The organism is Pseudomonas sp. R2-7-07 (genome assembly GCF_003852355.1).
In the GTDB taxonomy this organism is placed as follows: domain Bacteria; phylum Pseudomonadota; class Gammaproteobacteria; order Pseudomonadales; family Pseudomonadaceae; genus Aquipseudomonas.
In genome coordinates, this window is the sequence record NZ_CP027759.1 from 4,699,297 (window position 1) to 4,711,486 (window position 12,190).

At 55.5% G+C, this 12,190-nt stretch carries 16 protein-coding genes and 1 pseudogene; 11 read left to right on the forward strand and 6 right to left on the reverse strand.

Annotation, left to right across the window (positions count from 1 at the left end):
• The first annotated feature begins 47 nt into the window (after positions 1–47).
• The 4 genes from C4J86_RS21550 to C4J86_RS21565 all read left to right on the forward strand — a co-directional run bounded on the left by C4J86_RS21550 (position 48) and on the right by C4J86_RS21565 (position 5,315).
• Entirely contained in the window at positions 48–494 is a 447-nt protein-coding gene (locus tag C4J86_RS21550) for a hypothetical protein (protein WP_124371771.1), read from the forward strand.
• A 420-nt stretch (positions 495–914) separates the two neighbouring features.
• Positions 915–2,120, forward strand: coding sequence for an AAA family ATPase (locus C4J86_RS21555; RefSeq protein WP_256681708.1), 1,206 nt, complete (start codon positions 915–917; stop codon positions 2,118–2,120).
• Positions 2,117–2,797, forward strand: a complete 681-nt coding sequence (locus C4J86_RS21560) for a DUF4276 family protein (protein WP_124371772.1) — start codon at positions 2,117–2,119, stop codon at positions 2,795–2,797. Before C4J86_RS21555 ends, C4J86_RS21560 begins: the two co-directional genes overlap by 4 nt.
• Positions 2,798–2,951: 154 nt before the next feature.
• Entirely contained in the window at positions 2,952–5,315 is a 2,364-nt protein-coding gene (locus tag C4J86_RS21565) for an FdhF/YdeP family oxidoreductase (protein ID WP_124371773.1), read from the forward strand.
• 149 nt (positions 5,316–5,464) lie between these two features.
• Here the strand turns inward: C4J86_RS21565 and C4J86_RS21570 are convergent, their stop codons facing one another.
• Positions 5,465–6,052, reverse strand: a complete 588-nt coding sequence (locus C4J86_RS21570; protein WP_124371774.1) for a hypothetical protein — start codon at positions 6,050–6,052, stop codon at positions 5,465–5,467.
• Between the two features lie 211 nt (positions 6,053–6,263).
• Between C4J86_RS21570 and C4J86_RS21575 the strand changes: the two genes are divergently transcribed.
• Positions 6,264–6,503 (forward strand): hypothetical protein, encoded by a 240-nt coding sequence (locus tag C4J86_RS21575; protein ID WP_124371775.1) that lies wholly within the window; start codon positions 6,264–6,266, stop codon positions 6,501–6,503.
• Between the two features lie 89 nt (positions 6,504–6,592).
• Here C4J86_RS21575 and C4J86_RS21580 read toward each other — a convergent pair whose 3' ends face one another.
• Positions 6,593–6,964, reverse strand: a complete 372-nt coding sequence (locus C4J86_RS21580; protein WP_256681709.1) for a hypothetical protein — start codon at positions 6,962–6,964, stop codon at positions 6,593–6,595.
• Between the two features lie 190 nt (positions 6,965–7,154).
• Here C4J86_RS21580 and C4J86_RS21585 point away from each other — a divergent pair, with 190 nt between their 5' ends.
• The gene (locus C4J86_RS21585; protein ID WP_124371776.1) at positions 7,155–7,484 is read left to right on the forward strand and encodes a hypothetical protein; all 330 of its coding nucleotides are present in this window, start codon (positions 7,155–7,157) and stop codon (positions 7,482–7,484) included.
• Between the two features lie 7 nt (positions 7,485–7,491).
• On the opposite strand, the gene C4J86_RS21590 is transcribed toward C4J86_RS21585, so the two are convergent.
• Positions 7,492–8,127 (reverse strand): LysE family translocator, encoded by a 636-nt coding sequence (locus tag C4J86_RS21590; RefSeq protein WP_124371777.1) that lies wholly within the window; start codon positions 8,125–8,127, stop codon positions 7,492–7,494.
• A gap of 136 nt (positions 8,128–8,263) precedes the next feature.
• Here C4J86_RS21590 and C4J86_RS21595 point away from each other — a divergent pair, with 136 nt between their 5' ends.
• Complete coding sequence (locus tag C4J86_RS21595; RefSeq protein WP_124371778.1) at positions 8,264–8,635, forward strand: PH domain-containing protein; 372 nt, start codon at positions 8,264–8,266, stop codon at positions 8,633–8,635.
• Positions 8,636–8,753: 118 nt separating this feature from the next.
• Here the strand turns inward: C4J86_RS21595 and C4J86_RS21600 are convergent, their stop codons facing one another.
• Together C4J86_RS21600 and C4J86_RS21605 are read right to left on the reverse strand one after the other, a co-directional pair.
• Positions 8,754–9,329 carry a PIN domain-containing protein gene (locus C4J86_RS21600; protein WP_124371779.1) on the reverse strand — a complete coding sequence of 192 codons (576 nt, stop codon included), beginning with the start codon at positions 9,327–9,329 and terminating at the stop codon, positions 8,754–8,756.
• Entirely contained in the window at positions 9,326–9,796 is a 471-nt protein-coding gene (locus tag C4J86_RS21605; RefSeq protein ID WP_124371780.1) for a helix-turn-helix domain-containing protein, read from the reverse strand. Before C4J86_RS21605 ends, C4J86_RS21600 begins: the two co-directional genes overlap by 4 nt.
• Positions 9,797–9,980: 184 nt before the next feature.
• Between C4J86_RS21605 and C4J86_RS21610 the strand changes: the two are divergent.
• The 3 genes and pseudogenes from C4J86_RS21610 to C4J86_RS21620 form a co-directional block, all read left to right on the forward strand.
• Positions 9,981–10,250 (forward strand): annotated as a pseudogene (locus tag C4J86_RS21610) (detoxification); the annotation flags it as partial.
• A gap of 52 nt (positions 10,251–10,302) precedes the next feature.
• On the forward strand, positions 10,303–10,590 hold the full coding sequence (locus C4J86_RS21615) for a colicin E3-like toxin immunity protein (RefSeq protein WP_124371781.1): 288 nt from the start codon (positions 10,303–10,305) through the stop codon (positions 10,588–10,590).
• Between the two features lie 145 nt (positions 10,591–10,735).
• The gene (locus C4J86_RS21620; protein ID WP_305955288.1) at positions 10,736–11,077 is read left to right on the forward strand and encodes a hypothetical protein; all 342 of its coding nucleotides are present in this window, start codon (positions 10,736–10,738) and stop codon (positions 11,075–11,077) included.
• Positions 11,078–11,125: 48 nt separating this feature from the next.
• On the opposite strand, the gene C4J86_RS21625 is transcribed toward C4J86_RS21620, so the two are convergent.
• The gene (locus C4J86_RS21625) at positions 11,126–11,500 is read right to left on the reverse strand and encodes a cytochrome c family protein (RefSeq protein WP_124371782.1); all 375 of its coding nucleotides are present in this window, start codon (positions 11,498–11,500) and stop codon (positions 11,126–11,128) included.
• A gap of 224 nt (positions 11,501–11,724) precedes the next feature.
• Between C4J86_RS21625 and C4J86_RS21630 the strand changes: the two genes are divergently transcribed.
• Entirely contained in the window at positions 11,725–12,105 is a 381-nt protein-coding gene (locus C4J86_RS21630; RefSeq protein ID WP_124371783.1) for a response regulator, read from the forward strand.
• Positions 12,106–12,190: the final 85 nt, after the last annotated feature.

The window sequence follows — 12,190 nt, forward strand, 5'->3', positions numbered from 1 at the left end:
CCTAACACCAGGCTTTAGCCTGCGGGCTCGAACTGTAAGGGGCCATTATGATCAGCGTAAATAGAAATCTACAAATTGTCCGGGTCAGCGCTTTCTATGACTTGGTAGTTACCGCGGGCTTTATGACGCCCTGGACCGCAGGATTGGTTTTTAAAGGCTTCGCCGTGCTCTCCGGCATGCTTGCATTGGACCGACCAGTACCGACACTGGACGTTACCGCCATGTTATTCGCCAACCTGCTGGGCAGCGTGGTGGTGGTCTGGTCGCTCTGGCGGCTACGAGAGCCGAGCCGCAGCATTGGTTTATATGACGCACTGGCGAGAATACTGTTCACTATCTGGCAACTATTCGCGGTAGCCCACGGAGCCAGTTTTTTGATCCTTGGCTTCACCTGTTTCGAAGTCGGATTTGCCATCGCGCAAATACTGCCACTGAACCCTCCAAGAAAGGTTCGAACCAGCGCAAGCCCTAAGCGTTCTGGTCTTGGTTTGTAATAGACGGAATGTCCGCTTCTGGCCGATTGTATTGAAAAAGTCGGCTTTGAATTCCACGCCAGAAAAGTACGCGCCTGAGATTGAAATCTGAATTTTTGGCAGAAGGTTCAGGACTCGGATTTCACGTAGCAGCGTGCAACAGAGGTGTTTTCATGCATCAATATTCGAGTACTTTGGGAAAACCGACTTTTTCAACACCATCGGCCGATAGCCGCCCTTGACTAAGAGAAGCAGTCTTTATAGCTACGCAGCTTTCTCCCAATTCAGCCTCCACACTGCGACCTACGCGACAGCCACTTGATCCATATCGAAATGCGACGTTGCCGTGACTGCATGCCCACGAGCCAAAGCACCGGTATTAGCTAGTAAAAATTAACGTTAGGATGGCGTCATCAAGCGGGAAGCCAGCGTCCAAAATCAATGGCAAAATCCGCCACAGCTATCAACGACAGCGGCTTTGCACTCAACAAGCAGCGCCGCGAAAGGAATCAAGCAGCAATGAGCACAAAGAACCCGATCAGCCGGCTCACCATCAAAGGCTTCAAGTCCATCAAGAATCTTGAAGACTTGCACCTGGGCAGCCTGAACGTGCTGCTGGGTGCCAACGGTGCGGGCAAGAGCAGCTTCGTTTCCTACTTTCGCATGCTCAGCGAAATGATGGAGCTGCGCCTTAAAAAGTGGACGACCCAACAAGGCTCGGCGGACCGCGTCGTCAGCTTAGGCGTCAAGGAAACCCAGCGGATCAGTTCCTATGTCCGTTTTGGCTTGAACGGCTATGAGTTCGAGTTGGAACCGACCGTTGAAGGTAACTTTGTTTTTTCCAACGAACGGCTTTTTTTTGACGACTCCATCGATGGGCCCAAGTGGATTCCGCTGGGCTCCGGGCATCAGGAGGCCAATCTCAAAAAAGCGTTCGAAATCAAATTATTCCAAGCACCCTACGAAAACAAAGTCGCAGCGGACTGCTACGAATCAATTTCCAGCTGGAAGGTTTTCCACTTCCACGACACCAGCGAAACCGCGAGTGTCAAACGCTACGGACCGGCCCATATCGACGACTATCTGCGTCCAGACGCGTCGAACCTGGCGGCCTATCTGCATCGTTTAGCCACCGAAACGCCTGAGGTGTATGAGCAGATCCGAAAAGCGATCCAACTGGCGATTCCATTCTTCGACGACTTTGTGCTCAAGCCTGTGCGACTGGACAGCCAGGAAGAACTGATCAACCTGCAATGGCGTCAGAAGGACAGCGACTACACCTTCTGGCCGAGCCAACTGTCGGACGGTTCGATCCGTTTCATATGCCTGGTAACCGCCCTGCTCCAGCCCGACCCGCCATCGACCATCATCGTTGATGAGCCGGAACTCGGCCTGCATCCCTACGCCATCACCCTACTGGGTTCACTGCTGCGATCAGCCTCCACCCGAATGCAGGTGATTGTCTCAACGCAGTCAGTGCCTCTGGTGAACGAGTTTTCAATCGACGACCTGATCATCGTCGAGCGGGAAAAAGGCGCAACCGTCTTCAAGCGTCTCGACGAAAAAGCCTTCGAAACATGGCTGGACGATTATTCGGTAGGTGAGTTGTGGGAGAAAAACATCCTGGGCGGGAGGCCGCGTAAATGATTCGAGTCCACGTGATCTGCGAGGGCCAGACAGAAGAGATGTTCATCAACGAGGTGCTGGCTCTAGCCTTCCAGCACTTGGATATTTACCTGATGCCCGCGCTGATCGGGAAGCCCGGCCACAAGGGCGGCAACTTTCGTTTCGAACGTCTGCTCAGCGATGTTGAAAAGCGCCTGCTAGGTGACCGTCAGGCATATTGCACCACGTTTTTTGACTTTTATGGCCTACCCGAAGAATTCCCTGGCAAGGCGAATGCCGGTGGCAGGAACACCATGGATGAAAAAGCTGAGTGCCTGCTTGAAGCGATGGTGGAGAAGTTGGCGAACAAACTGGGTGATGAAGCCATGCGTCGATTCATTCCCTACGTGCAAATGTATGAATTCGAGGGTCTGCTATTCAGTTGCCCAACAGGGTTAGCTGTCGGGATCAACCAGCCGGCCCTCGAAGACCGTTTTTTGCACATACGAAATGAGTTTGAAACGCCGGAAGCGATTAACAACAGCCCGATGACCGCGCCGAGCAAAAGATTGCAGAAGCTGTACGCCGGCTATGAAAAACCGTTGCACGGTTCACTTGCTGCCATTGAGATCGGACTGCCGATCATTCGGCAACAATGCGCTCGATTCGATGCCTGGATCAGGCGGATGGAAGCGCTGCATACAATCGCCCAGCCATGATCAATCCGACCACACCCGCCGCCATTCTGACTGAACCTCCCACCGATCCATCTGGTCGCTAACGCTCGTCGATCAAGCCGAATTCTCCCCATGCGTATGCATCACAACCATACGCACCACGCCTTCACGGATGTCAACAGGGAGAACCTCCGTCATGTCTGAACCCAAAAATCCCCAGCCCCCACTCCAAGGCTCCCAGTCCAACGGCTCCGCCGCCGGCGGCTGGCCTGCCCTAAATGCCGTCAACAAGCACCTGCTACACCAGCACGTCTTGCTCAAGGGCAACCGAACCCTGCTATCCATGAACAAACCGGACGGTTTCGACTGCCCCAGCTGCGCCTGGCCAGACCCCAAGAAGCCGCACACCTTTGAATACTGTGAGAACGGTGCCAAGGCACTGGCTTGGGAGTCGACCAAAAAACGCGTCACGCCCGAGTTCTTCGCTCAACATACGGTGAGTGAGCTGGCCACCTGGAGCGATCACGACCTGGAGGATCAGGGCCGTATCACCGAACCGATGCGCTATGACGCTGGCAGCGACAAATACTTGCCCGTCAGTTGGGACGAGGCGTTCGCCGAGATCGGGCAAGAGCTGCGCCAACTGAGCGACCCGTGGAAACTGGAGTTGTACACCTCGGGGCGTACCTCAAACGAGGCGGCGTTTCTGTATCAGTTGTTTGGCCGCCTGTATGGCATGGCTAACTTTCCTGACTGCTCGAACATGTGCCACGAAACCACCAGCGTGGCCCTTCCCGAGTCGATCGGCGTAGGCAAAGGCACCACGACGCTGGAAGACTTCGAGAACGCCGACGCCATTTTCATCTTCGGTCAGAACCCCGGGACCAACAGCCCGCGCATGATGTCCGAGCTGCATGCCGCCGCACGCCGTGGCGCGAGCATCATCTCGTTCAACCCGTTGCGCGAAAAGGCCTTGGTGCGTTTTGCATCCCCCCAGGACCCGCGCGACATGCTCAGTCGCAGCGGCGTCAAGATCAGTTCCCAGTACCATCAGGTCAGGATCGGCGGCGACATGATTGCCCTGCAGGGCATCTGTAAGGTGGTCATTGAAGCGGACGATGCGGCTCAGCGTGAAGGGCTGCCCCGTGTGCTGGATGTAGCCTTCATCGAAGAACACACCCACGGCCTTGAGCAATTCGCCGATTACTGCCGACAGTTGCCGTGGGAGATCATCGAGCGTCATTCGGGCCTGACTCGTCAGGCGTTGGAAGAGGTGGCGGCGGTGTACATGCGTTCGGAGCGGGTCATCTGTTGCTGGGGCATGGGCATCACTCAACACAAGCGCGGTGGCGACGCGATGCAGCAAATCATTAATTTGCTGCTGCTGCGCGGCAACATCGGCAAGCTGGGCGCGGGTGCCTGCCCTATTCGCGGCCACTCCAATGTGCAGGGCGACCGCACCATGGGCATCTACGAAAAAGCCGGCGAGCCGTTCCTGGCCAGTATGAGCAAGGTGTTCGGTTTCGAAGCGTCCCGCAAAGGTGGGCATGATGTGGCCGAAGCCTGTGAAGCGCTGCTGCGCGGCGAGATCGAAGCGTTTATTTCAATGGGCGGCAATTTCTTCCGGGCCATCCCGGATATCGACGTGGTGTGCCCGACCGTCAAGCGCTTGAAAATGACCGTGCTGGTCAATACCAAACTCAACCGCAGTGCAACGGTACATGGCCAGAAAGCGTTTTTGCTGCCGTGCATCGCCCGCTCGGAGCTGGACATGCAAAACGGTGTGGCGCAAACCGTTACGGTCGAAGACTCGATGTCGATGGTGCACGGCTCGACCGGCATGCTGGAACCTGCATCGAAACACCTGATCTCCGAAGTGGCGATCATCGCCGGTATCGCCAAGGCGACACTTGCGCCCAACCCCAACGTGGATTGGGACAGCTACGTGAACGATTACGCGCGCATTCGCGACAAGATCGAAGCCGTGCTGCCCGAGCAGTTTTATGACTTCAACCAGCGCATCAAGGAGCCCGGCGGTTTCCGCCTGCCCAACGGCGCCAGCGAGCGCAAGTGGAACACCGAGTCAGGCAAGGCCAACTTCCTCTTTCCTGAAGGGGTTTTTGACGAGGACGACACGCCACCGGGCGCTGATCATCTGCAGTTGATGACGATCCGCAGCCATGATCAGTTCAACACCACGGTGTATTCCAACGACGACCGTTACCGGGGCATCTACGGCGACCGCATGGTCGTGATGCTCAATCCGCAAGACATCGAGCGCCTGGGGCTCAAGGCGGGGGATTATGTCGAATTCCAGACCGCCCTCGACATGACAACGCCGCGTCGTGCGCCCGGCTTCAAAGTTATCCCCTTCGACGTACCGCAAGGCTGTTGCGCCGCGTATTACCCAGAAACCAACGGCTTGCTGCCACTGGCGAATCGGGATAGCCGCAGTAACACACCGGCGGCGAAATCCATCCCAGTGAACCTGGTGCGGATGAATCCAGAGGAGGCGCAAGTGGCTTTGGAACGACGCGGATTGATTGCGGCGGCCAGTTAGGGCTCGTGGTACAGCTTGCGACCCCCCCTGACGCTCCGCGTCCTGCTTTCAGCGCAAAATCCGGCACTTGCGCAATGGGGACGCGGAGCGTCACGGGATGCATTCCCACGCGGAGCGAGGGAACGATCACTGTCCCCTTTTCGGGCTATTCAGTAGTAACATCCGTCCGACCCACCAAATCGGGTCTCCCGCAAGCAAACATGCCGCCAGCTATTGAGCACCAGCGGGGCATAGCTGCAAGACGCACCGGTTTTGTTGATAGCGACTTGCACCGACTCCATGTCGTCGCGGCTGACAGGGACGGATATTGCGCAGCAGTCCGGGGTTTTTGAACAGGCTGAAATTGTCGTGTCATTTCGCGTGCGCCCATTCACAGATACGGCCAACGCAGTGCTGTCACAGTGGCCAGCCAAACCCTCCCCCGTGACAATAAAAGAGGTGGTTGACGGGTTACCAGCACCACCCCCAAACCCCAGCGGAATAAAGAACAGAGAATGAGCGTAGCTTTCCCCGGCCCTTACCGTTGAGACCGTGACGGGTGGGTTACAGGACTGATTGATCCACTCCAGGTGGGACACCGGTTTCCAATCGCGGTCGTCTGTGAGGTTCCAATGCTTGCCACTGCGGTAGTCATAGCAACCGTTCAGGCCTGCGGCGGCGGTTAGTACCAGAAGAATTGCCGCCCGTGTTGTTTTCATGTTGACCCGCTTTTCCAATAAGGTTTTGATTACCTGCATTCTGTTGCACCGGCCATTAAAAGAGGACGGGGTTGTTTCCAGGAAAATTAAACCCATCCCCTTTTCGGGTTTCCGATTGCGTCTACCGGTCTTTCGACGAAGTAACATAGGAAATCATGGCATTCACAGCTACCTGCGTTGTGTCCCTGTTTTTTTGGACTGTTGTTTCAGCAATCACAGGAACCAAGGAGCCTTGGGACCTGGCTAGTTATTGGCCATCATCTATCCCGCCGCGCTTGCTCTGTCAGCGATTCTTGGAGCCGTGCTAAAAAGCGCCCAGTGGTCCGCAGGCGCCGTGGTAATGCTTGCTCAGATCCCGGTGATTTTAGTTACTTCTGGTGCTTCCCCGTTGCTGGCTGTCGGTATCCTGTATGCGGCTGTTCTCTCAATTCCGGCGATAACGCTATCTTGGCTCGCCGGCAAAGTGCGGCAGGCTTACACCACGCCATAAAGTCCTAGTGGTTCTTTCTTAAAAATTAGACGGCTGGAAAATAGTCGCTGAGCGAAGCGCAGGTCGCCGAAGCTATGAACCCAGCGCCCTCACTCAGGCTTGGCGTCAGGCACCCACAATGTGCACGATGTTGCGGCCTGGGCGATCAGCCAATCATGATCACGTTTGGCGAAGGGCCGTGGCATCCCGGCAGAGACCCGAAGTGCCATTCTGTGGGCACCCGTGACTTCGCTTTCACTCGGAGTCGCCTCCCCCAGTTTTGTATTGTTCTTGAGCCCGCCAATTGCACCATGCAGTGCGAGCGCCTGTTTGTAGGTGTCGGCACTCTCTTCAACGATAGATACCGCGATAAAGGCGGCACTTGAGCAGCGATCCATTTTTTCCCACTGCTTCAGCTGCGCTTCTGTGCCGAGGGCGGCCGCTGATGACAACAAGACCATAAAGCCAATTAAACAACGCATTGTTTGCCTCCTTTCAAATAATTGACCGCTGTAATACCTCATCAAAAGCTGGCGAGCAATGTGGGCAACACTTACTCCACGTATCCCATAAGCCTCTAACAACTGCCAAACGCTTCACAACATGGGGTCTTTTTTTTCACGCGCAGAACAGTAATCATCGCCCTCCCCTAAAGCCCCAGGAACAGAGACCATGGAATTGACGCTGGAAGCGGTTGCGCTCTTTGCACTGAAGCTCGTGCACGAGACAGACGGCGGCAGTCCGGTTTTGCGGGATGATCCGGTGATGCAAGCGTACGACCGCGAGGTGTTTGGGTTGTTGGTGCGGCAGGGGGATTTGTCTGGGATTCAGTGGAAGCTGGATGAGTGCCTGACGTTAGCGCTCGAGTCGCTGGGCGGCGCAACGACCGTGATGGGGTTCGAGCTGCAACGGCTTGCGCTGCAGGTGCGCCAAGCGCCAACACTGGAAACCCTCAATGCCCCGCTCGACGCACTCAAGGATTATCTGAAAGCCATCCTGTGAACTGGGGCTATCGACGCCCCTCTACCGCCATCCGCACCGCCAACCCCATCAACGCCGACCCCATCAACCAGCGCTGCACCACCTGCCACCCCGGCCGGGTGACGAAAAACACTGCGATAGACCCCGCCAGCGTGGCAATCACCGCATTCACGCTCACGCTGATGAGAATCTGCGTGAAGCCCAGCACCAGGGATTGCGTCAGCACGCTGCCGTGGCCGTCCGGGTCGATGAACTGCGGCAGCAACGACAGGTACATCACCGCCACTTTGGGGTTCAGCAGGTTGGTCAGCAGGCCCATGGTGAATAGTTTGCGCGGGCTGTCCTGGGGCAGGCGCTGCACCTGGAACGGCGAGCGGGCACCCGGTTTGATCGCCTGCCAGGCCAGATAAGCCAGGTACAGCGCCCCGCCAAAGCGCAGGGCGTCGTACGCAAAGGGCACCGCCATCACCAGCGCCGTAATACCCAAGGCCGCGCACAGCATATAAACCAAAAAGCCCAACGCAACGCCGCCCAGGGAAATAAACCCGGCGGTGCGCCCCTGGCAAATCGAGCGCGAAATGAGGTAAATCATGTTCGGACCGGGCGTCAGCACCATGCCGAGTGATATCAGCGCATAGGCAAGCCAGCTGGACAGTTCAGGCATGGTCGGGCTCCCGAAATATTTGGTCAACGTTGTAGGGTTGGACGCCATGGTAGGGCGTTCAAAATGCGCGCGTTAGATACAGATACGTGATCAAAACGTCATACACCGTCCACACCATTCACCCAGGGGCAGGCACATGATTGACTTCAATGACAAAGGTTTCTTCAAGCTCAAACAAAACAACGAGTACGCCGAACGCGTGGCTTCATTGCTGCTGGATGGCGAAGAGGTAGTGGATGCGTACAAGGCCATGCGCGACGGCGTGGTGTTCACCACCAAGCGCATCATCGCGGTGAACGTGCAGGGGATTACCGGCAGCAAGAAGGATTTCACGTCGCTGCCCTATAAGAACATCGTGGCGTATTCGGTGGAAACGTCGGGGACGTTTGATCTGGATTCGGAGTTGGAGATTTACTTTTCGTCGCTGGGGAAGGTGAAGTTCGAGTTCACCGGCAAGACGTCGATTGTGGAAATTTCACGGTTGATTTCCAAGCACTTGCTTATTTGATCAGCGGGCAAAAAAGACCCTGGCGTCCCAAGGTCTTTTTTACTGCCTGCACACGGATTAAACGATGTATTCCGATCAAAATGGGGAGCTGGTTAAGTACAGCAATCGTAGTCTAAAACTACAACATTACCTCATAAGGCCCAAGCAGCTTACTGGTCTGCACTAGCCCCTGCCGCATCAACATCTCGAGATACCCTTCCCCATTCATCGGCGGCCTAACTAGTGCACGCCTCTGCTTCTGCACTGCCGCCAACACGGCCGCTTGATCCAAGTCCCAAAGGTCCGAGATAAAGTCGTCGGGATGCATCGGTTCTATGTCATAAGCCGCGAGTACCCGCACTGGAAAATCTTTCAAGTTAAAGGTCACGATAACTTCCGCCTTACTCCGAATCGCCGCGGCCAATACGTGACGATCATCTGGATCAGGCAAATCCAAACTTGAACACAAGTCTTCGTACCCTGTTACCAACGCGTCCGGTATGGCCTTGTCCATCAATGCCGAAATTTTATCTACTTGGTCGGGAGTGAGATCAGGTCGGTTCTTGAGGACGTTACGCTTCCACTCTTCATGAATCTGTCGGGTCCATCGCGCCCGGTACAACCCGGATAAACCAAGCCACATCAACAAATCCCTGAGAGCCGCCGGGTACAGAACACAGGCGTCGTAAACCGCAGTGAAAGGCGAACACCTCATTCGTCATACCCCAATCCCAACTCCCGGGTCTGCCGTACCAGTTCCTCCATCGCCTCTTGACTTTCTTCATCGCGGCGCTGTTTGAACGCCATCAAATCGGAAAATCGAATACGCCGATGACGACCGGTTTTCGTAAAGGGAATGGCGCCTTCTTCCAGCATCTTGACCAGATGCGGGCGTGAAACGTTAAGCAGGTCGGCAGCTTCCTGAGAGGTCAATTCAGCATGGACGGGTACAACTTTGACGGCATTACCCAGCGCCAGCTCACCCAAAATATCAACCAGCAGGCGCAGCGCGGATGTGGGGAGTACAAGGGTGTGAGGCTTGTCTTCTTTGTCGAAGATGTCGATGCGCTGGGTTTCGAATTTGGTCGATAGCAACGAAGCCAGCTCGCGTTGGCCTTGCACAGCGGCTTCGACTTCCCTCTCCAGCGGAGGAATTGTTTTGGGAAGGTGATTGGTGATCATGGTGCTACTCCGTCGTAACTTAACTCAATGGGCTCAACCTAAACGAAACAAACGAAAATCGCAATATTCGAAACCCAGTGTTATTTCTGTCTACTTTTCCCACGCCCACCGTCGAATACTGCCAATTCCAGCCCCCTGATCCCCCCCGTAGGCTCACTCCCTCGCACAAGGAAGTGAGCCGGTCATGTCAGAACGTTTTTATCCACCGACTGAAGAACAGCTACGCAGGCAACGAATCCTGACCCCGCAACCGTCACGCGTGCCCTATTCGCCGGCGATTATTCCATTTGAGCCATCTCCTGCCCCAACTCCCACGCCAACCAAACCTCCCGGCTGCGTCTTCATTAAGCCGTGCCAACTGCCGGACGGCTTCACCCGTTTCGCTGACCCCACTGGTTATTTGCCGCTGAAGTTGTTCAAAGAGTTCGCCCGTTTAAGTCTGTTGGGCGGGCGCGGGCGCGGCTGACCCAAAACGCCGAATTTACCGATAAAGAGGAACGTGGAAAATGGTCATGAAAATCAGACTGCGGTGGTACGAAAAACACAGTAATAACTTGAAGGCGGATGAGTATTCAGCAGATATCGAGGACTCAGACAGTATTCTCAACGCGTTGGGTTTAGGCGAGGAAACCGCGATATATGCCGATGTATTCAATATGCTGCCTAACTGGATAACGATTATTCAGCCATATTTCCAGCACATGATCGAACCCGACCACCTCGACTACCAGATTTCCTTCCGTTACCAAGGCGCGTGGCCACCGCCTCCGAATCAACCTAAGAAGAGGTCTTGATGCAATGAGACCTACACTGCAAAAGCCTCTCCTCTATCGCTCAGTCAACACCCGAACCCATGGCGTACGCCATGGGAGTTGCTGTGCTTACAGATATGAACGACACAGCAAAAGCGAAAAGCGAGCGCTATCAACCCGTGGCTCAATGCACAGTCATCAAAGACACGGGTACGATTACACGCCTCTATTCCGTTTTCTCCTGTCCAAAGTCGGCCACCCCTGGAGCAAGGTTTTCAGCGAAGCCAACGCCCGCCTGGACCGTCCGGAGCCGGTGTTCTGGATGGTTGCGCTGCATGAAAGCGACAAGCAGGAATACGTGAGTACGGGCGAGAATAGCTGCTACAGCGGATTGTGGGTGGACGAGGCAGGCCTGTTGCAAAAGGTCAACCCACAGCTGACGCCCGAGCACATGAAACCCTTCTGCGACTGCTGCACCCAAACGTTCAACGGCGTGGTGTTCGCACAGGCTTTACCACGCGAACGGTAGGCAGTCGGGCACGACAGTTTCCAAAGGTGTTCCGCCGTGCCTCAACGCTTATTTGGACTGAAACGTCTCCAAATACGCCAATATATTCTCAATTTTCTCCTGATCACTGATCCCCCAAAAAATCATCCGCGTGCCGCTCACCACTTTTTTCGGCGCTTCGATGTAGGCGGCAAGTTTGTCGCGGGTCCAGACCACGCCTGAGTTTTTCATCGCGTCGGAATACTGGTAATCCGTAGTAGTGCCCGCAGGCCGGCCGATGATGCCGTTGAGCTGCGGTCCGAACCCGCCGCGTGCGCCTTCGCCCACACTGTGGCAGCCACCGCAAGTCTTGGTGAAGAGCTTGCCGCCCGCCTCGGCATCGCCGGCAGCAAAGGCCCCGTATGTGTTGAAGATCAGGGCAAGGGTCAACCAGGCGTACTTCATCAGAGGGCTCCGCATCGAGTGTTGCCGACAATTATGCCCGTTTAAATGGCCGTTTCCCCAGCCGCTTTACGATAACCGTGCGGGCCAGTGCTATGAACTGGCGCCCCCCAGCCACGTTCCTGCAGACCACCAAACGACCACCCATCGTTTAAAAAACATCCAATCGAACCTATATGCCCCGCCTCCACTCCACCCTACTGAACCCTGATGGTGGAGTAAGGATCATGGCTCAGCCATCGATTTTAATATTGGAAGACGACGAGATCATTCGGGCGTTGATGGTGGATGTGCTGGAGGACTTCGGCGCATTGGTAAAGTCGTTCTCTTCGGCGGATGAAGGGATGATTTATCTGGAGCGGGGCGATGACCCCGTGGACTTGATTGTCAGTGATATTCAGATGCCCGGCTTGCTCAACGGTTATGACTTGAGCCGAGTGGTGGCTCATCGTTGGCCTGAGGTTCAGGTGGTGCTGACGTCCGGCAACACCACGATAGCGTCGCAACTGGGCGGCTCGGTGCGGTTTTTGCCCAAACCCTGGAGTACCGACCACTTGCTTGACTGCGTGCAAAAAGCATTGACCCAGCAACGTCTGCCCATGCATTAATAGCGCGGCGACATCATTCAACCCGAACTTCGTGGCAAGGCCTGCGGTCATTTTATCTACAAGGAGTGACTTTTCTGATCTACCG

Coding starts and splice junctions, on each gene's coding strand:
- C4J86_RS21550 (WP_124371771.1), top strand. CDS start 48: ATGATCAGCGTAAATAGAAATCTACAAATTGTCCGGGTCAGCGCTTTC.
- C4J86_RS21590 (WP_124371777.1), bottom strand. CDS start 8,127: ATGCCTGAACTGTCCAGCTGGCTTGCCTATGCGCTGATATCACTCGGC.
- C4J86_RS21560 (WP_124371772.1), top strand. CDS start 2,117: ATGATTCGAGTCCACGTGATCTGCGAGGGCCAGACAGAAGAGATGTTC.
- C4J86_RS21620 (WP_305955288.1), top strand. CDS start 10,736: ATGCACAGTCATCAAAGACACGGGTACGATTACACGCCTCTATTCCGT.
- C4J86_RS21605 (WP_124371780.1), bottom strand. CDS start 9,796: ATGATCACCAATCACCTTCCCAAAACAATTCCTCCGCTGGAGAGGGAA.
- C4J86_RS21595 (WP_124371778.1), top strand. CDS start 8,264: ATGATTGACTTCAATGACAAAGGTTTCTTCAAGCTCAAACAAAACAAC.
- C4J86_RS21555 (WP_256681708.1), top strand. CDS start 915: ATGGCAAAATCCGCCACAGCTATCAACGACAGCGGCTTTGCACTCAAC.
- C4J86_RS21570 (WP_124371774.1), bottom strand. CDS start 6,052: ATGCAGGTAATCAAAACCTTATTGGAAAAGCGGGTCAACATGAAAACA.
- C4J86_RS21580 (WP_256681709.1), bottom strand. CDS start 6,964: ATGCGTTGTTTAATTGGCTTTATGGTCTTGTTGTCATCAGCGGCCGCC.
- C4J86_RS21585 (WP_124371776.1), top strand. CDS start 7,155: ATGGAATTGACGCTGGAAGCGGTTGCGCTCTTTGCACTGAAGCTCGTG.
- C4J86_RS21600 (WP_124371779.1), bottom strand. CDS start 9,329: ATGAGGTGTTCGCCTTTCACTGCGGTTTACGACGCCTGTGTTCTGTAC.
- C4J86_RS21615 (WP_124371781.1), top strand. CDS start 10,303: ATGGTCATGAAAATCAGACTGCGGTGGTACGAAAAACACAGTAATAAC.
- C4J86_RS21565 (WP_124371773.1), top strand. CDS start 2,952: ATGTCTGAACCCAAAAATCCCCAGCCCCCACTCCAAGGCTCCCAGTCC.
- C4J86_RS21630 (WP_124371783.1), top strand. CDS start 11,725: ATGGCTCAGCCATCGATTTTAATATTGGAAGACGACGAGATCATTCGG.
- C4J86_RS21625 (WP_124371782.1), bottom strand. CDS start 11,500: ATGAAGTACGCCTGGTTGACCCTTGCCCTGATCTTCAACACATACGGG.